Below are 17,542 nucleotides of genomic sequence, written 5' to 3'. Positions count from 1 at the left end.
TCAAGGGCGCCTCTGCCATGGGGCGCCATCACCAACGGGACTGCTGATGTTTGAGATGAAATCCGCCGGTTTTGCCATTCAGGGCAAGACGCTGCTGCAACCCACCAGCCTGAGCTTCGAGCAGGGCAAGGTCTATGGCCTCATCGGCCATAATGGCTCCGGCAAATCGACCCTGATCAAGTTGCTGGCTCGCCAGCAGAATTACCATGGCGGCGAGATCTGCTTTGACGGCCGCCCCCTGGCCGACTGGGGCCATCAGGAGTTTGCACGCCAGGTTGCCTATCTGCCCCAGCACCTGCCGAGTACCGATAACTTGCTGGGCCGCGAGCTGGTCGAGTTTGGCCGTTATCCCTGGCGTGGCCTCTTTGGCCGTCATCGCCAGCAGGACAAGGAGAAGGTCGAGCAAGCCATCAATCTGACCCACACCCAGGCCTTTGCCGATCGGCTGGTGGATACCCTCTCAGGCGGAGAGCGGGGACGAGTCTGGCTCGCCATGTTGCTGGCCCAGGAGAGCCGTTTCATCCTGCTGGATGAACCTTTGGCCGCACTGGATGTGGCCCATCAGGTGGAGGTGCTGACCCTGATCCGCACCCTCTGCCAGCAGCTGGATCTGGGGGTCATCATCGTCATCCACGACATCAACATGGCGGCCCGTTTCTGCGATCATCTGGTGGCGCTGCACTCGGGGTCGGTGCTGGTACAAGGGGAGCCGGAATCCATCATGACCAGCGAGACCCTGGAGTCTGTCTACGGCATTCCCATGGCTGTGATGCGTCACCCGGCGCAGAGCCACTCCATCGCCATATTGTGAGGTCGTTGTGAACAGATTCAAATCGCTGGGCATCGCCTTGCTGGGGCTCATCTGCCTGCCGACCTCTCTTGTCTCTTCCGTGCAGGCTGAACCCCGTATCGCGACCGTTGACTGGACCATCGCCGAGACCCTGCTTGCCCTGGGTATTACCCCGGCGGGCATGGGGGATATGGGCTCTTATGGCGCCTGGGTGACGGAGCCCGTGATGCCGTCATCCGTGGTGGATCTCGGTCTGCGGGCCCAACCGAATCGTGAGCTGCTGGCCGAACTCGAACCTGATCTCATCCTCATCTCGCCCCTGGCCGCCCCCTTGGCCCCCACCCTGAGCCAGATAGCGCCGGTCAAATCCATTACCCTCTACTCCCCGGAGGGGGATTATTGGGCTCAGCTCGCTGGCGCGACCCGGGACATTGCCGCCCTGGTCGACAAGTCAGCGGAGGCGGACAGCTTGCTGACCGGGCTGGATGAGGAGCTGGCTGAACTCAAGGCCGGGTTGCCCAAACACCTGCCCCCGCTATTGCTGGTGCAGTTTATCGATGAGCGCCACGTGCGGGTGTTCGGGCAGCACAGCATGTATGACTCCGTGATGGGCAAGCTGGGGCTGCGCAATGCCTGGCAGGCGCCAACCAATTACTGGGGATTCGCCTCGGTCAGCATAGAGAGCTTAGCCACCATGGATGAAGCCCGACTGGTCATCGTCGACCCCTTGCCAAGTGGCGTGGCCGCCAAGCTGGCGGCCCCCGGACTCTGGCAACATCTGCCCCTGGTACAGCGCGCCAAGCCGCTGCATCTTCCTCCCGTGTGGAGTTTCGGTGGCGTGTTGTCGGCTCGCCGTTTCGCCCAGCAATTGAGCCTGGCTCTGACCACCGATGCCGGAGTACCCCATGAATAGCCTGTCACAACGCCCCCTGAACCGGGGCGTACTACCGGGCCCCGCGGCCTTGCTCTGCCTGGTATTGTTGCTGCTGACCAGCGCGGTCGCCGGGTGGGTATTGAGCCACTGGTTACCTTTTTCCCTCTGGCCCCAGGCCATGCTGAACCCGGATTATGGGGATGCCCGTCAGGCGGTGATGCACTTTAGCCTGCTGCCGCGACTCGCCGTCACGCTGCTGGCGGGAGCCGGGCTGGCGCTGGCTGGCGTCCTGATGCAACAAGTGTTGCGCAATCCACTCGCCTCGCCCACCACCCTCGGGGTCGCCTCGGGGGCCCAGCTTGCGCTCCTGCTGGCAACCTTGCTAGCCCCTGGTCTGCTGGTGGCGCGGGAGTGGATCGCCATGGCGGGAGGGGCAGGGGCCATGGCCCTGGTCTTCATGCTCACCTGGCGACGGGATCTCAATCCCCTGGTCATCGTCTTCGCGGGTCTGGTGATCAACCTCTATCTGGGGGCCATCAGTCTGGCGCTGCTGCTGTTTCATCAGGAAGAGCTCAAGGGCATGCTGGTGTGGGGCAGTGGTGCCCTGGCTCAGGATAGCTGGGAGGGGGTGAGCTATCTGCTGCCCCGCCTGCTGCTGGGGCTGGGCCTGGCCGCCGTCTTGCTTCGCCCCCTGGCTGTGCTGGAGCTGGACGATGCCAGTGCTCGCAGCCTGGGGGTCTCCCTCAAGAAGCTGCGTTTTGCCGGATTGGGCGTCGCGGTATTTGTCACCGCCTGTGTGGTGAGCGTGGTCGGCATCATAGGTTTCATCGGTCTGGCTGCCCCCATCATGGTCAGATTGCTAGGGGCTCGCTCCCTCGGCCAACGTCTGTTGTGGGCCCCGCTGTTGGGCGCCCTGTTGCTCAGTCTCACGGATCTGTTGTTGCAGGGGGCGAGTCGCTTCTGGCCACTGATGATACCGACGGGGGCCATGACGGCACTGCTGGGTGCGCCCCTGTTGCTCTGGCTCATCCCCCGGCTCGCTCTGTACAAGCAGCAACCCAAGGTGACTGCCGCCCTGACCATACCGCGCCATCCTCACCCATCCCGGCTGTTGTGGGGGCTGGGGTTGGCGCTGCTGCTGGCCCTGATAGGCTCACTGGCGCTGGGGCAGGGCGTCAATGGCTGGAGCTGGCCATCGCTGGCACGCTGGCAGGCGCAATGGGAGTGGCGATTGCCCCGCACCCTGGCGGCGGCCGCTGCCGGTATCTTGTTGGCGCTGGCGGGAACCTTGCTGCAAAGGGTCAGCCGCAATCCCATGGCGAGTCCCGAGCTGCTGGGGGTGAGTGGTGGCACTGTCATGGGGTTACTGCTGGCGGCCTTCCTGCTACCCGCCTTGCCACTGCCGCTGATGTTGCTGGCGGGGGTTGCCGGGGCTGTGCTGGTACTCGTGCTGTTGCTGGCGTTGAACAGGCGCAGTGGCTTTCAGCCCGAGCGGATCCTGCTATGTGGCATCGCCATCACCGCCATGTTGGAGCCAGTGCAGAGCATCGCCCTGGCCAACGGCGATCCCAGGGTGCAACTGCTGCTGGCCTGGGTCTCGGGGTCTACCTATTACGTGACAAGCCCCATGGCGCTGGGACTCGCCCTGTTGGCAGGCATCATGCTGACAGGAGCCCTGGCCCTGGGACGCTGGCTCGATATTCTGCCTTTGGGGGGGGCGGCAGCCGGATCGCTGGGGGTCAACACCCAGCGCGCTCAGCTGATTATGTTGCTGCTGGTGGCCCTGCTCACCGCCAGTGCCACCCTGGTGATAGGGCCACTCTCATTCGTCGGCTTGCTCGCCCCCCACATGGCCAAGCTGATGGGATTGGTGCGGGCACGTGCTCATCTGCTCGGCGCCAGCCTGTGCGGCGCCCTGTTGATGGTGCTGGCGGACTGGGCGGGTCAGCAACTGCTCTTCCCAATGGAGATCCCTGCCGGGCTGGTCTCTACCTTGTTAGGGGGCGCTTACTTTATGTGGTGTCTGCGCCGGCTCTAAGGTTGCGAATGACAGTTTTTTACCATGAAAAAGCCCAAGGCAGTGCCTTGGGCTTTTTGTTGGCTGGGGCAGGGACTTACTTGCCGATGCAGAAACTGGAGAAGATGCGGCCCAGCAGATCGTCCGAGCTGAACTCGCCGGTGATTTCGGACAGGGACTCTTGTGCCAGGCGCAGCTCCTCGGCCACCAGCTCACCGGCGACATAGACCTCGAGTTGCTCCTTGGCCACCAGCAGCCGCTCGGCGGCGCGCTCCAGGGCATCCAGGTGGCGACGGCGAGCCATGAAGCCCCCTTCGGTGTTGCCCTGGAAGCCCATGCAGGCCTTGAGGTGATCCCGCAGGGCAGGCAGCCCCAGCTCTGTCTTGGCGGAGATGCGGTAGACCGCGTGACCCAGCTCCTGGCTCGGGGCCAAGTCTTCGCCGGTCAGATCGGCCTTGTTGCGCACCACGGTGAGGCCGATGTTTTTTGGCAGGCGATCGACGAAGTCCGGCCAGATCTCCCGCGGGTCTATCGCATTGGTCGTTGTGCCATCCACCATGAACAGCACCCGGTCTGCCTGGGCTATCTCGGCCCAGGCCCGCTCTATGCCGATCTTTTCCACCTGATCCTGGGTGTCGCGCAGGCCAGCGGTGTCGATGATGTGCAGTGGCATGCCATCCAGGTGAATGTGCTCGCGCAGCACGTCGCGGGTGGTGCCGGCTATCTCGGTGACGATGGCTGACTCGCGACCGGCCAGGGCGTTGAGCAGGCTGGACTTGCCCGCGTTGGGACGACCGGCGATCACCACCTTCATCCCTTCGCGCAGCAGGGCACCCTGTTTGGCTTCTGCGCGCACCCCGTCCAGCTCGGTCATGATGGCGTGCAAGTCCCCCGACACCTTGCCGTCGGAGAGGAAGTCTATCTCCTCGTCCGGGAAGTCGATGGCGGCTTCCACATAGATGCGCAGGTGGATCAGGCTCTCGACCAGATGCTGTATCTTGCTGGAGAACTGACCCTGCAGGGAGTGCATGGCGCTGCGGGCGGCCTGCTCGCTGGAGGCTTCAATCAGATCGGCGATGGCCTCGGCCTGGGCCAGATCCAGCTTGTCGTTCATGAAGGCGCGTTCGCTGAACTCGCCGGGGCGGGCGGGGCGCAGCCCTTTGATCTGCAAGATACGGCGCACCAGCATGTCCATGATGACGGGGCCGCCGTGGCCCTGCAGCTCCAGCACATCTTCGCCGGTGAAACTGTTTGGGGCCTTGAACAGCAGGGCAATGCCCTGATCCAGCGGCTGATCCTGCTCATCCTTGAACGGCAGGTATTCGGCATAGCGTACCCGGGGTCGCTTGCCGAGTACTATCTCGGCCACCTGTTCGGCAGCGGGGCCTGAGACCCGCACTATGCCGACGCCGCCACGGCCAGGGGCGGTGGCCTGGGCCACTATGGTATCTGTTGTCATCTTGCTTGGGCTCACTCATCCGGGAACGGGTTCTGTCATTGCGGACATTGTAATAAAAAAGGCGGCCCTAAGGCCGCCTCTTTCGTCATGGCTGTGAAGATCAGGTGCGAGTGTGCAGCCCTTTCTTCTCCAGTTGACGGTAGATGATGGTCTGCTGGGTAATGGAGATGACGTTACTCACCAACCAGTACAGGGTCAGGCCAGCCGGGAACCAGAGGAACATGAAGGTAAAGATGATGGGCATGAACTGCATCACCTTCTGCTGCATGGGGTCCGTGATGGTGGTCGGGCTCATCTTCTGCAGATACCACATGGAGGCGCCCATGAGGATTGGCAGTACGAAGAAGGGGTCCTTGACCGACAGGTCAGTGATCCAGAGGGCAAACGGCGCGTGGCGCAGCTCGACCGATTCCATCAGTGCCCAGTACAGGGAGATGAAGATCGGCATCTGGACCAGGATAGGCAGACAGCCGCCCAGCGGGTTGACCTTCTCCTTCTTGTACAGCTCCATCATGCCCTGGGACATCTTCTGGCGATCGTCACCGAAGCGTTCCTTGAGCGCGGCCAGCTTGGGCTGAAGCATGCGCATCTTGGCCATGGAGGTGTACTGGGCCTTGGTCAGCGGGAACATGATGCCGCGAACCAGCAGGGTCAGCATGATGATGGCCACACCCCAGTTACCCACGAAACCGTGGAACACGGTCAGCAACCAGTGCAGCGGCTGAGCGATGAACCAGAGCCAGCCGTAATCGACGGACAGATCCAGGTGCTCGGCAACCGTGGCCATCTTGTCCTGCAATTTCGGACCGACCCACAGTTTGCTGGTCACTTCGCTCTGCTGGCCGGCAGCCACGTCAACCATGGGCGCCTTGTAGCCGATGATCGCCTGGTCTTTGCCAGGGATGGTGCGGCTATAGAAGCTGTTGGTGTCGCTGGCGTTCGGTGCCCAGGCGGAGACGAAGTAGTGCTGCAGCATGGCGACCCAACCACCCTTGGTGGTCTTGTTCAGGTCGGCATCCTTCATCTCATCGAAGGTGTACTTCTTGTAGCGGCTCTCTTCGCTGGAGAAGGCACCACCGCGGTAGGCACTCGCCACCAGGGCATGACCTTCCTGATCCTTGGGCGTGGTCACGGTCTGCTTGAGCTGACCGTAGAACTGCACCTGTACCGGTTCGGTGGATTTGTTGTCGATCTGGTAATCGACGCCAACGGCATAGTCACCACGCTTGAGCACGAAGCGCTTGGTGAAGACCACACCCTTGCTGTCGGTCCAGGTCATCGGCACCACGATTTGATCCTGACCCTCGGCCAGCTGGAAGCTGGTCTGGGCGGCTTCGTAGGTGGGGCGGCCTTCGGGTCGGCTATCCGGACCATCACGACCGACCAGACCACTCTGGGCGACATAGATGAACTGGGGCTGGCTGGTCAGCAGAGTGAACGGCTCATCCATGCCTTCTTGCAGCTTGTGGGCCAGCAGTTGGGCAGAAACGATATCGCCACCCTGGGTATCCAGGGTCAGTTTGAGCACGTCAGAGGAGACGGTGATCAGCTTGCGGACGGCATTGGCATCGGCTGCTTGCTCGGAAACCTGAGGAATATCACCGGTCTGACCGGCTTCAGGCACGAAATGTTCAGTTTGGGCCACAGGGGCCGGCTTCGGAGCCTTGTCGGACTCCCACTGTTGCCAGAGCAGAAAGCTCACGAACAGCAAACCGATCAGGAGTAGATTGCGTTGTGATTGCATAGTCTTCAGTTTCTTCGCTTTGGTTGCGGAACCGGGTCATAACCACCCTCGGATAAGGGATGGCATTTTAATAGACGTTTGCTGGCTAACCAAACGCCTTTTATGAAACCGTGAAGTCGGAGAGCTTCTATCGCAAATTGGGAACAAGTTGGAGTAAAACGGCAGCGCGGCCCCAGCAGGGGACTAATGATTAGCTGATACAGGCGTATCAGTTTGATAGCTACCCATTGCAACGGCGTGACAGGGTGCGCCATAGCTTTTCCAGTAACTTGAAGAGTTCCTCGTTATCCATCTCTTTCACACCGGCCTTGGCGATCACGACGATGTCGATAGCGGGCAGGTTGGTTTGATTGAGACGAAAGCTTTCCCGTACCACTCGTTTGACACGATTACGCCACACGGCGCGCTTGAGTGCTTTTTTGGGCACAGCGAGACCAAGACGGGGATGTTCGAGAGTATTAGGACAGGCGAGAAGCGTTATTTGCGGGGAAGCGGCCCGGACAGGCTCTGCGAAAACGCGTTTGAAGTGTTCGGGAGTTAACAGACGTAACTCCCGAGCGAAGGTGTGCGGCGTGGGCATTAAGCTGCCAGACGGGCACGACCCTTGGCACGACGAGCGGCCAAAACTTTACGACCGTTGGCAGTAGCCATGCGGGCGCGGAAACCGTGAGAGCGCTTGCGCTTCAGGTTGGACGGCTGAAAAGTACGTTTACTCATGATTAGATTCCGTATTTCTGTACAGTTTTGATTGTCACACTGAGCCGACGCGCCAGCTATAGCGTGTGACGACTAGCAAAAGAGGCCGAATTCTAAACAGAGTTCGGCTTTTAGTCAATCCGCCTAAGCCGGTATCGGTCACCAACTGCAAAATAAGTAGAGGGCCGACACAAGATCCGGAGGATCGCGGGCTCAGGATTATACTGGCATGCCCTGGTTAAACAAGGATCCTTCATTAAAAAAGGCGGCCAGGCCGCCTGTGGTGTGCTACTTCAGCACTTTGCGCAAGAATTCCCGGGTGCGGGGATCCTTGGGATCGACCAGTATCTGATCCGGTGGACCCTGCTCGACGATCCGTCCTCCCTCCATGAAGATCACCCGATCCGCCACGTCCCGGGCAAACTCTATCTCATGGGTGACCACCACCATGGTCTGGTGTCGGCGGGCGAGTTGCTTCATCAGACCCAGCACTTCATCAACCCATTCGGGATCGAGGGCCGAGGTGGGCTCGTCGAACAGTATGACCTTGGAGTGGGCGGCCATGGCGCGGGCGATGCCGACCCGCTGCTGCTGGCCGCCGGACAGCGATGCCGGGTAGGCATCCTGCTTATCGGTGAGGCCTATCTCCTTGAGGATGGCCAGCGCCGTGGCACGAGCCTCCGCCTTGGGCTGTTTCCAGACGGTCACCAACCCCTCGGCGATGTTGTCCAGCGCCGTCTTGTTGGCAAACAGGGCATAGTTCTGGAACACAAAGGAGGCGCGCTTGCGCAGCTCTATCGCCTCTTTCTCGCTCGCCTTGGCCAGATCGAGTTGGATATCGTCGATGGCCAGGGTGCCGGCATCCGGGGTTTCCAGCAGATTGAGGCAGCGCAGCAGGGTCGACTTGCCGGTGCCTGACGGCCCTATGACGACCACGATTTCGCCCTTCTTTATCTCCAGATCAATGTTGTTGAGCACAACATTGCCATCGAATGCCTTGGTGAGGCCGCTCAGTTTGATCATGAGTTGTCTCTCCTTAATAGGCGCGGTTGAGGCGCACTTCCAGCAGGTGCTGGATGCGGGTGAAGAAGATGACCACTACCCAGTAGACCAGGGCCACCGCCATGAAGCTCTCGAAGAACTTGAACGACGAAGCGGCTTCCATCTGCGCTTTGCCCATGATCTCGGCCACGCCCAGGGTGAAGGCGAGGGAGGTACTCTTGATCATGTCGATGAAGTAGTTCATCAGCGAGGGTGTGGCGATGCGGGCAGCCTGGGGCAAGATGATGCGCTGCATGGCCTGCAGCTTGCTCATGCCGATGCTGAGGGCGGCTTCCATCTGGCTCTTGTGGATACCCAGAATGGCGGCACGGATCGACTCGGCCATGTAAGCGGCAAAGTGGAGGGTCAGGCCGACGATGGATGCGGTAAAAGCGTCCATTCCCACGAAGATGGGAAAGAGTTGCGGCAGACCGTAATAGAGCAGGAACAGCTGGACCAGCAGCGGGGTACCTCGGAAGAACGAGATATAGAGCATGGCCAACCAGTGAATGACGGGAACGCGAAACACCCGCACTATCGCCAACATCAGCGACAGGACGAGTGCCAGTACGAATCCCCACAGGGCCATTTCCATGGTCGTGCCCAGGTATTTGAGCAGGATCGGAAACAGCCCCAGCGTGTAATCGAGATCGAATTCCATCATTTATTTATTGGTGATGTCCGCCGCGAACCACTTCTCGGAGATCTGCTTGAGAGCGCCGTCTTTGCGCATGGCAGTCAAGGCTTCATCGACCTTGGCCAGCAGGGCTTGCTGCTTGGGCGTCTTCAGGAAGGGCAGGGCGTTTTCGATGGTCTCGAACGGCTTGCCAGCCTGTTGCAGCGGCAGCTTGGACTCTTTGATCAGCTGAGCGGTGGAGACGCGGTCCATCACGAAGGCATCGATACGGCCCAGGGCGACATCCTGCTCGAAGGCGGAGTCATAGGTGCGGATGTCCATCTTGTGGTCAGGATCGTTCTTGCGCAGCAGCTCTTCGAAGTTGGAGCCCAGGTTGACGGCAACCTTCTTGCCTTCCAGGTCTTTGATACCATTGATGGTGCTGTTGCCCTTGCGAACCACGATCTGGGCACCGTCATAGACATAAGGCTGGGAGAAGTCGTACTTGGCCTTGCGCTCGTCTGTGATGGTGATCTGGTTGGAGATGGTATCGACCCGACCGGTTTCCAGCATGCCAAACAGGCCGGAGAAGCTGGCGGTCACGAATTCAACCTTGTAGCCGGTGCGCTCACCGATCTGGTTCCACATGTCGACCTCAAAGCCCTGCAGTTTGTCCTGCTTGACGAAGGTGAACGGGAAATATTTGCCAGACATGCCGACCTTGATGGTCTCCTGGGCGACGGCTTGACCGGAGAGCATGGCCAACAATATGGCGGCGCCGGACACCAGCTTGATAGATGAAGACATGGGTATACCTCTCTCTGTTGTTCTGTGTTTCTAGTTTTAATGACTGAAAGTGAGTGAATGTTATTGGAATAAGTTCTGAAAAATAAATCATATTTGGTTATATCAAATAACCCTGAATCACCCCGGATCCTGCCTCGTTCATGCTGTGGGTAAGTTTGGGGATGAAATGGGATCCTGAGCCGTCGGATCCTTGAAAGTCAAGGATCTTATTTGCTGGATCCGCGAGCTGGCGGCTAGAGATCCACCGGCTAAAAACGTAGAATAGCCGGTCTTTAGCTAATCAATAAACGGGAGTCCAGAGTGACTGCTTCGCTATGGCAGCAGTGCCTTCACCGGCTGCAAGATGAATTGCCCTCGGCAGAATTCAGCATGTGGATCCGGCCGCTTCAAGCGGAGTTGAGTGACAATACTCTGACCCTGTATGCACCGAATCGCTTCGTCCTGGACTGGGTACGTGACAAGTACCTGCTCCGGGTCAATGGCATCATCACCGAGATCTGTGGTGTTGATGGCCCCACCCTGCGTTTTGATATAGGCAATCGTCCCCACCCCGTCGCCGTTGCGAGAGCCCCGGTGCGCGGCGCCGCGCCTGTGAATAACTTGCAGAAGAGCTGGGAAAGCAAGGACGCCGCCAAGCCGGAACCGAACCACAAGAGCAACACCAACGTAAACTACACCTTCGAGAATTTCGTCGAGGGTAAGTCGAACCAGTTGGCCCGTGCGGCGGCCCGTCAGGTGGCCGATAATCCGGGCGGGGCCTATAACCCCCTGTTCCTCTATGGCGGCACCGGTTTGGGCAAGACCCACCTGTTGCACGCCGTTGGCAATGCCATCAAGGAGCGCAAGAAGGATGCCAAAGTCATCTATATGCACTCCGAGCGCTTCGTCCAGGACATGGTGAAGGCGCTGCAGAATAACGCCATTGAAGAGTTCAAGCGTTATTACCGTAGCGTCGATGCCCTGCTCATCGATGACATCCAGTTCTTCGCCAACAAGGAGCGCTCCCAGGAGGAGTTCTTCCACACCTTCAATGCCTTGCTGGAAGGTAACCAGCAGATCATCCTGACCTCGGATCGCTATCCCAAGGAGATCAACGGGGTCGAAGATCGCCTCAAGTCCCGCTTCGGTTGGGGGCTGACGGTGGCGATCGAGCCGCCGGAGCTGGAGACCCGGGTGGCCATTCTGATGCGCAAGGCGGACGAGAACCAGGTCCATCTGCCGGACGAGGTCGCCTTCTTTATCGCCAAGCGACTGAGATCCAACGTCCGTGAACTGGAAGGCGCCCTTAATCGGGTCATCGCCAACGCCAACTTCACCGGCCGGGCCATCAACATCGACTTCGTGCGTGAGGCATTGCGCGACTTGCTGGCGCTGCAAGAGAAGCTGGTGACCATCGACAACATCCAGAAGACGGTGGCCGAGTACTACAAGATCAAGCTGGCTGACCTGCTCTCCAAGCGGCGTTCCCGCTCGGTGGCCCGCCCTCGTCAGCTCGCCATGGCCCTGGCCAAGGAGCTGACCAACCACAGTTTGCCGGAAATAGGGGATGCCTTCGGTGGCCGTGACCACACCACAGTCCTTCATGCCTGCCGCAAGATAGAGCAGCTGAAGGAGGAGAGTCACGACATCAAGGAAGACTATTCCAACCTGATCCGTACCCTTTCGTCCTGATCACGGAACGGAGTGCACAGATGCAGCGCGAATATTCCAACCTGATCCGAATCTTTTCCTCCTAATCACAACGGAGAGCACAGATGCAGCTCGAAATTAGCCGCGAGGCCCTGTTACGTCCCCTGCAACTGGTGTCCGGCGCCCTGGGTGGCCGACCGACACTGCCCATCCTCGGCAATGTCCTGCTCGAGGTGAGCCATGGCTTGCTGTCGCTGACCGGCACCGATCTCGAAGTCGAGATGATAGGCCAGGTCCATCTAGAAGGCGCAAGCCAGGATGGCCGCACGACAGTGCCGGCTCGCAAGCTGCTCGATATCTGCCGCGGCCTGCCGGAAGGGGCTGAGATACGCTTCAATACCGAAGGCGAGCGACTCATCATTCGTTCCGGTCGCTCCCGCTTCAACCTGTCGACCCTGCCGGCGACCGAATACCCCAATATCGAAGATTGGGAATCCGTGCTCGAATTCGACATCAGTCAGCTGGAGCTGAAGCGACTGATCGAGGCGACCCAGTTCTCCATGGCCAGCCAGGATGTGCGTTACTACCTCAATGGCATGCTGTTCGAGAGCGAGGGCCACGGCCTGCGCACCGTCGCGACCGATGGTCACCGTCTCGCCACCTGCCGCCGGGAGGTCGTGGAAGATTCGCTGCCCGATCATCAGGTTATCCTGCCCCGTAAAGGGGTGCTGGAGCTGGTGCGGCTGCTGGAGGCGGAAGACAAACCGGTACGCTTGCAGATTGGTCGCAGCAACCTGCGCGCCGCCCTCGATGGTTTTATCTTTACCTCCAAGCTGGTGGATGGCCGCTTCCCCGATTGGCGCCGTGTCATCCCCCGTGGCAGCGACAAGGCCCTGATCGCCGGACGAGAAGATCTGCGCCAGGCATTTTCCCGGGCCGCCATTCTCTCCAACGAGAAATTCCGTGGGGTGCGTCTTAATTTGCAGCAGCATTTGCTGCGGATCACCGCCAATAACCCGGAACAGGAAGAAGCCGAGGAGCTGCTTGACGTACAATATGACGCCAGCGAGCTGGAGATCGGCTTCAACGTCTCCTATGTGCTCGACGTGCTGAATACGTTAAAATGTGACCAGATCCGGGTCAGCCTGAGTGACTCCATCAGCAGTGCCATTATTGAGGATTTTGATAGTCAGGACGCTCAATACGTGGTCATGCCGATGCGGATCTAGTCGTGTCCCTGGTCAAGCTCCAGCTCAACGACTTTCGCAATATCCAGCAAGCCAGTCTCAAGCTGTCCCCCGGACTCAATATCCTGGTGGGGTGTAACGGCAGCGGCAAGACCAGCGTGCTGGAGGCTATTCACTACCTTGGTCTGGGCCGCTCCTTTCGCACTCATCTCACTGGGCGAGTTGTCCGTCAGGGCGAGAAGGGATTTGTCTTGTTCGCCCAGTGCGAGCTCGACGGGCGCACCGTTCCTATCGGTCTGGCCAAGGAAAAAAACGGCGACACCCAGCTCAAAATCGCCGGGGCCCAGGCCCAGCGGTTGGCTGACCTGGCCGAGCTGCTGCCGGTGCAGTTGATCCATCCCGATGGCTTCGACCTGCTGACCGGCGGTCCCCAGCCACGTCGTGCCTGGCTCGACTGGGGCGTGTTTCACCAGCAGCCGGGATTCTTCTCCTTGTGGGGGCGAGTACGGCGGCTGCTCAAGCAGCGCAATGCCCTGCTGCGCACTGCGACCCAGTATCGCCAGCTGGCATTCTGGGATCAGGAACTGGCTCGGCTAGGTGATGAATTAGCAGGCTTTCGCGCCAGCTATTGTCAGGCTATTACGCCGCTCATCCAGGAGATGACGGCGGATTTTCTGCCGGAGTTCGATATCAGCCTCGGCTTTTATCGCGGCTGGGAGAAGGATACCCCCCTCGGCGATCTGCTGGCGGCGGGATTCGAGCGGGATCAAAACCTGGGTTATACCGGCGTTGGCCCCCAGAAGGCCGATGTGCGCCTCAAGGCGAATGGAGTACCCGCTCAGGATATTTTGTCCCGGGGTCAGCTGAAGTTGTTGGTCTGTGCCATGCGACTGGCCCAAGGGCTCTATTTGAATCAACATAGCAGCCGTGGCTGTATTTTTTTAATTGACGATTTTGCCTCTGAACTGGATATCGACAAACGCCGTCTGTTGGCCGCAAGGCTGAAGCAGTGTGCGACTCAGGTGTTTATCACCGCCATCGATACCGGCCAGCTCGCAGACATGATGGATGCGAATGACTGCAAGTTGTTCCACGTGGAACAAGGCAAGATCTCCGAAACGCTAGAGAAGGCAGAGAGTAAGCTATGAGTGAAAATACTTACGACTCCTCGAATATCAAGGTGCTTAAGGGGCTGGATGCAGTCCGTAAGCGCCCGGGGATGTATATCGGCGATACGGACGATGGCTCGGGTCTGCACCACATGGTGTTCGAGGTCGTCGATAACTCCATTGACGAAGCTCTGGCTGGCTACTGTTCCGATATCCAGGTCAAGATCCATTCCGATGGCTCCGTCTCCGTGCGTGACAATGGTCGGGGCATCCCGGTCGACATGCACGAAGAAGAGGGTCGATCCGCTGCCGAAGTCATCATGACGGTACTGCACGCCGGCGGTAAGTTCGATGACAACTCCTACAAGGTATCCGGCGGCCTCCATGGCGTGGGTGTCTCCGTAGTGAACGCCCTGTCTGACAAGCTGCTGCTGACCATTCGTCGCAACGGCCATGTCTATGAGCAGACCTACCACCTGGGTGAGCCGCAGGCGCCGCTCAAGCAGATCGGCGACAGCTCGTCCGGCACCGGTACCGAAGTGCGTTTCTGGCCGAGCTCGACCATCTTCAGCGACACCCTGTATCACTACGATATTCTGGCCAAGCGTCTGCGGGAACTCTCCTTCCTCAACTCCGGGGTCTCTATCCGCCTCGAAGATGAGCGTGATGGCCGTGAGGTGCACTTCTGCTACGAGGGGGGCATCAAGGCCTTCGTCGAATACCTGAACCAGAACAAGACGCCGATCCACCAGAAGGTGTTCCACTTCACCACCGAGCAGGACGGTATCGGTGTCGAAGTCGCCATGCAGTGGAACGACGCCTATCAGGAAGGGGTGTACTGCTTCACCAACAACATTCCCCAGCGCGATGGCGGCACCCACCTAGTGGGCTTCCGTACCGCACTGACCCGTACCCTCAACACCTATATGGACAAAGAGGACTACAGCAAGAAGGCCAAGTCGGCCGCCAGTGGCGACGACGTGCGTGAGGGTCTGATTGCGGTCATCTCGGTCAAGGTGCCTGATCCCAAGTTCTCCTCCCAGACCAAGGACAAGCTGGTCTCTTCCGAAGTGAAGACCGCCGTTGAACAGGCGATGGGTGAGAAGCTGAGCGAATTCCTGCTGGAAAACCCGGGCGATGCCAAGATCGTGGTCAACAAGATCATCGATGCGGCCCGTGCCCGTGAGGCCGCCCGCAAGGCCCGTGAACTGACCCGTCGCAAGGGCGCGCTGGACATCGCCGGCCTGCCCGGCAAGCTGGCAGACTGCCAGGAGAAAGACCCGGCCCTCTCCGAACTCTACATAGTGGAAGGGGACTCTGCTGGCGGCTCCGCCAAGCAGGGTCGCAACCGTAAAAACCAGGCCATCTTGCCGCTCAAGGGCAAGATCCTGAACGTGGAGCGGGCCCGTTTCGATCGCATGATCTCCTCCCAAGAGGTGGGCACCCTGATCACGGCCCTGGGCTGTGGCATCGGTCGTGACGAGTACAACCCGGACAAGCTGCGCTATCACAACATCATCATCATGACGGATGCGGACGTCGATGGTGCGCACATCCGCACCCTGCTGCTGACTTTCTTCTATCGCCAGATGCCGGAAATCATCGAGCGTGGCTATGTCTATATCGCCCAGCCGCCGCTCTACAAGGTCAAGAAGGGCAAGCAGGAGCAGTATCTGAAAGACGAGAGCGCCCTGCTGCAGTACCAGACTGCCATGGCGCTGGACGGTGCGACCCTGCACGTCAACGAGTCTGCACCGGCCATCGGTGGCGAGGCGCTGGAGCGACTGGTCAACCAGCACCGTGCCGTGTCTCACCTGATCACGCGCATGTCCCGCCGCGCCCCGGATGCCGTGCTGACCCAGCTGATCTATCAGCCTGAGTTGAACGAAGCCCTGCTGGCCAGCGAGAGCGATCTGCTGGCCTGGTGCCAAGCCATGGAACTCGTGCTCAACGAGAGCAACCATGGCATCCAGTACCAGATCCAGGTGCGCCGTGACGAAGAGCGTCGTCTGTTCGTACCCCACGCCGTGGTACGTCAGCACGGTGTCGATCGCGAATACCCGATCAGCTATGACTTCCTGCAGTCCAATGAGTACCGCCAGCTGGTCTCCCTGGGCAAGGAGATCGCCAACCTCATCGAGGAGGGTGGTTTCATCAAGCGGGGCGAGAAGGTGAAGCCGGTCGACAACTTCGTGGAAGCCGTCGAGTGGCTGATGGGCGAAGGCAAGCGTGGCATCTACATCCAGCGCTATAAAGGGTTGGGTGAGATGAACCCGGAGCAGTTGTGGGAGACCACCATGGATCCGGAAGCGCGTCGCATGTTGCGCGTCACCATAGAAGATGCCGTCGGTGCCGACCAGCTCTTCTCCACCCTGATGGGGGATGCGGTCGAGCCGCGTCGTGAATTCATCGAGACCAACGCCCTGCGCGTCGCCAACCTCGACGTCTAAGCAACGCCCGTTGCATCAACGCAACCCTGAAAAAGCCGGTCCCTGTGACCGGCTTTTTGTTTGCGTGGCGTTTGCCAAAGGGCAGCGAAATGGCTGAACAATGCGGTGAGAAAGTGCCTAGACCCTGTCGAGCAAGGGCGCCGGATCCCGGCCTCGGAAGGTTCGGCGCCACTCACTTGGCGAGACCCCGAAGCGGACACGAAAGTGCTGGCGAAGGGAGGTTGCGGTACTGAAGCCCACCAGCTCGGCGATGCGCTCTACTGCGTGGGTGCTGGCTTCCAGCAGCTCCTGACTGCGTCTGAGGCGCTCGGCAAGCAACCACTCCCCGACGGATAGACCGGTGGCCTGCTGGAAACGACGGGTAAAGGTGCGTCGGCTCATCAGGCAGTGGTCGGCCAGGCTGTCGAGGGTATGGGGCTGCGCCAGATGGGTACGCAAGTGATCGAGCAGCTGGTTGATGCGGGCATCCTGGGTCGATGCTGGTACGGGTCGCTCGATGAACTGGGCCTGACCGCCTTCTCTGTGGGGCGGGATCACCAGCCGCCGTGCCAGCTTGTTGGCAAGGCGGCTGCCATAGTGCTGGCGCACCAGATGCAGGCAGCAGTCCAGACCGGCCGCCGTGCCTGCCGAGGAGATCAGCCGATCATCATCCACGTAGAGTGCATTGCTATCGAGCTGAACACGGGGAAAGCGCTGGACAAAATCCTGTTCAAACTCCCAGTGAGTGGCAGCCCTGTGGCCATCGAGGATCCCTGCATAGGCGAGCACATAGGTGCCAAGGCAGAGTCCGACTATCTGAGCGCCCCTCGCTCGGGCGGCGACCAAGGCTTCAAGCAGCGCGGGCTCTGGACGCTCGGCCGGGTTGCGCCAGAAAGGGATGATGATGATATCGGCATCCGCCACAGCCGCCAGCGGCAGCAGGCTGTCGATGAGGAAGCCTTGGGGAGATCGCAGTTGACCAGATTCACCGGCGCAGAGCCTGAGCTCGAATAACGGCGGGCCCGGCAACATGCTGTCACCGAAGATGAGGCAGGGTACCGAGAAGTGGAAGGGGCTGAAGTGGTTGAAGGCCAGGATGGCGACGACCGGCACTGTGGTGGAAGTAGAGGTGGGCATGAGGCGG

The 17,542-nt window shown here is 59.9% G+C and carries 16 protein-coding genes; 7 read left to right on the top strand and 9 right to left on the bottom strand.

Going from position 1 to position 17,542, the window contains the following annotated elements:
* Positions 1-46 precede the first annotated feature (46 nt).
* From M2366_RS15530 to fhuB, 3 genes are read left to right on the top strand one after another with little or no spacing between them, the layout of a single operon-like run.
* On the top strand, positions 47-811 hold the full coding sequence (locus M2366_RS15530; RefSeq protein ID WP_042044003.1) for an ATP-binding cassette domain-containing protein: 765 nt from the start codon (positions 47-49) through the stop codon (positions 809-811).
* Positions 812-848: 37 nt separating this feature from the next.
* On the top strand, positions 849-1,703 hold the full coding sequence (locus M2366_RS15525; protein WP_259270135.1) for an iron-siderophore ABC transporter substrate-binding protein: 855 nt from the start codon (positions 849-851) through the stop codon (positions 1,701-1,703).
* Entirely contained in the window at positions 1,696-3,702 is a 2,007-nt protein-coding gene (gene fhuB / locus M2366_RS15520; protein WP_259270120.1) for a Fe(3+)-hydroxamate ABC transporter permease FhuB, read from the top strand. The genes M2366_RS15525 and fhuB overlap by 8 nt, the downstream gene beginning before the upstream one ends.
* Before the next feature lie 76 nt (positions 3,703-3,778).
* Here the strand turns inward: fhuB and mnmE are convergent, their stop codons facing one another.
* From mnmE to M2366_RS15480, 8 genes are all read right to left on the bottom strand, one after another.
* Positions 3,779-5,140 (bottom strand): tRNA uridine-5-carboxymethylaminomethyl(34) synthesis GTPase MnmE, encoded by a 1,362-nt coding sequence (mnmE, locus tag M2366_RS15515; protein WP_224431642.1) that lies wholly within the window; start codon positions 5,138-5,140, stop codon positions 3,779-3,781.
* 100 nt (positions 5,141-5,240) lie between these two features.
* Positions 5,241-6,884: a membrane protein insertase YidC gene (gene yidC / locus M2366_RS15510; RefSeq protein ID WP_259237292.1), complete on the bottom strand. Its 1,644-nt coding sequence runs from the start codon at positions 6,882-6,884 to the stop codon at positions 5,241-5,243.
* 5 nt (positions 6,885-6,889) lie between these two features.
* A complete protein-coding gene (gene yidD, locus M2366_RS15505) occupies positions 6,890-7,138 on the bottom strand; it encodes a membrane protein insertion efficiency factor YidD (RefSeq protein ID WP_005893148.1) in 249 nt (82 codons plus the stop codon).
* Positions 7,105-7,464, bottom strand: coding sequence for a ribonuclease P protein component (gene rnpA, locus M2366_RS15500; protein WP_005893145.1), 360 nt, complete (start codon positions 7,462-7,464; stop codon positions 7,105-7,107). The genes yidD and rnpA overlap by 34 nt, the downstream gene beginning before the upstream one ends.
* Positions 7,464-7,601, bottom strand: a complete 138-nt coding sequence (rpmH, locus tag M2366_RS15495) for a 50S ribosomal protein L34 (RefSeq protein WP_005893143.1) — start codon at positions 7,599-7,601, stop codon at positions 7,464-7,466. The genes rnpA and rpmH overlap by 1 nt, the downstream gene beginning before the upstream one ends.
* Positions 7,602-7,868: 267 nt before the next feature.
* Positions 7,869-8,603 (bottom strand): amino acid ABC transporter ATP-binding protein, encoded by a 735-nt coding sequence (locus M2366_RS15490; protein ID WP_042043998.1) that lies wholly within the window; start codon positions 8,601-8,603, stop codon positions 7,869-7,871.
* A gap of 13 nt (positions 8,604-8,616) precedes the next feature.
* Positions 8,617-9,285, bottom strand: a complete 669-nt coding sequence (locus M2366_RS15485; protein WP_224431644.1) for an amino acid ABC transporter permease — start codon at positions 9,283-9,285, stop codon at positions 8,617-8,619.
* Positions 9,286-10,044, bottom strand: a complete 759-nt coding sequence (locus tag M2366_RS15480; protein WP_042043995.1) for an amino acid ABC transporter substrate-binding protein — start codon at positions 10,042-10,044, stop codon at positions 9,286-9,288.
* A 300-nt stretch (positions 10,045-10,344) separates the two neighbouring features.
* Between M2366_RS15480 and dnaA the strand changes: the two genes are divergently transcribed.
* From dnaA to gyrB, 4 genes are all read left to right on the top strand, one after another.
* A complete protein-coding gene (dnaA, locus tag M2366_RS15475; RefSeq protein ID WP_005893135.1) occupies positions 10,345-11,715 on the top strand; it encodes a chromosomal replication initiator protein DnaA in 1,371 nt (456 codons plus the stop codon).
* A gap of 83 nt (positions 11,716-11,798) precedes the next feature.
* A complete protein-coding gene (gene dnaN, locus M2366_RS15470) occupies positions 11,799-12,902 on the top strand; it encodes a DNA polymerase III subunit beta (protein ID WP_042043994.1) in 1,104 nt (367 codons plus the stop codon).
* A 2-nt stretch (positions 12,903-12,904) separates the two neighbouring features.
* Positions 12,905-14,008 carry a DNA replication/repair protein RecF gene (recF, locus tag M2366_RS15465; protein WP_259237293.1) on the top strand — a complete coding sequence of 368 codons (1,104 nt, stop codon included), beginning with the start codon at positions 12,905-12,907 and terminating at the stop codon, positions 14,006-14,008.
* Positions 14,005-16,419, top strand: coding sequence for a DNA topoisomerase (ATP-hydrolyzing) subunit B (gyrB, locus tag M2366_RS15460; RefSeq protein ID WP_042043991.1), 2,415 nt, complete (start codon positions 14,005-14,007; stop codon positions 16,417-16,419). The genes recF and gyrB overlap by 4 nt, the downstream gene beginning before the upstream one ends.
* Positions 16,420-16,536: 117 nt before the next feature.
* Here the strand turns inward: gyrB and M2366_RS15455 are convergent, their stop codons facing one another.
* On the bottom strand, positions 16,537-17,535 hold the full coding sequence (locus tag M2366_RS15455; RefSeq protein WP_259270119.1) for a GlxA family transcriptional regulator: 999 nt from the start codon (positions 17,533-17,535) through the stop codon (positions 16,537-16,539).
* Between the last annotated feature and the right edge of the window lie 7 nt (positions 17,536-17,542).

Origin of the sequence: Aeromonas sp. BIGb0405 (genome assembly GCF_024807335.1) — a bacterium.
Taxonomy (GTDB): domain Bacteria; phylum Pseudomonadota; class Gammaproteobacteria; order Enterobacterales; family Aeromonadaceae; genus Aeromonas; species Aeromonas rivuli.
Note: the sequence above shows the minus strand (reverse complement) of the source record. Positions and strands in the feature narration are given on the sequence as shown.

Bases quoted from the DNA above. Each gene is read 5' to 3' on its own strand.
- yidD (WP_005893148.1), bottom strand. From the start codon at position 7,138: ATGGCGCACCCTGTCACGCCGTTGCAATGGGTAGCTATCAAACTGATA.
- M2366_RS15480 (WP_042043995.1), bottom strand. From the start codon at position 10,044: ATGTCTTCATCTATCAAGCTGGTGTCCGGCGCCGCCATATTGTTGGCC.
- gyrB (WP_042043991.1), top strand. From the start codon at position 14,005: ATGAGTGAAAATACTTACGACTCCTCGAATATCAAGGTGCTTAAGGGG.
- M2366_RS15530 (WP_042044003.1), top strand. From the start codon at position 47: ATGTTTGAGATGAAATCCGCCGGTTTTGCCATTCAGGGCAAGACGCTG.
- fhuB (WP_259270120.1), top strand. From the start codon at position 1,696: ATGAATAGCCTGTCACAACGCCCCCTGAACCGGGGCGTACTACCGGGC.
- dnaN (WP_042043994.1), top strand. From the start codon at position 11,799: ATGCAGCTCGAAATTAGCCGCGAGGCCCTGTTACGTCCCCTGCAACTG.
- rnpA (WP_005893145.1), bottom strand. From the start codon at position 7,464: ATGCCCACGCCGCACACCTTCGCTCGGGAGTTACGTCTGTTAACTCCC.
- M2366_RS15455 (WP_259270119.1), bottom strand. From the start codon at position 17,535: ATGCCCACCTCTACTTCCACCACAGTGCCGGTCGTCGCCATCCTGGCC.
- rpmH (WP_005893143.1), bottom strand. From the start codon at position 7,601: ATGAGTAAACGTACTTTTCAGCCGTCCAACCTGAAGCGCAAGCGCTCT.
- mnmE (WP_224431642.1), bottom strand. From the start codon at position 5,140: ATGACAACAGATACCATAGTGGCCCAGGCCACCGCCCCTGGCCGTGGC.
- M2366_RS15485 (WP_224431644.1), bottom strand. From the start codon at position 9,285: ATGATGGAATTCGATCTCGATTACACGCTGGGGCTGTTTCCGATCCTG.
- M2366_RS15490 (WP_042043998.1), bottom strand. From the start codon at position 8,603: ATGATCAAACTGAGCGGCCTCACCAAGGCATTCGATGGCAATGTTGTG.
- yidC (WP_259237292.1), bottom strand. From the start codon at position 6,884: ATGCAATCACAACGCAATCTACTCCTGATCGGTTTGCTGTTCGTGAGC.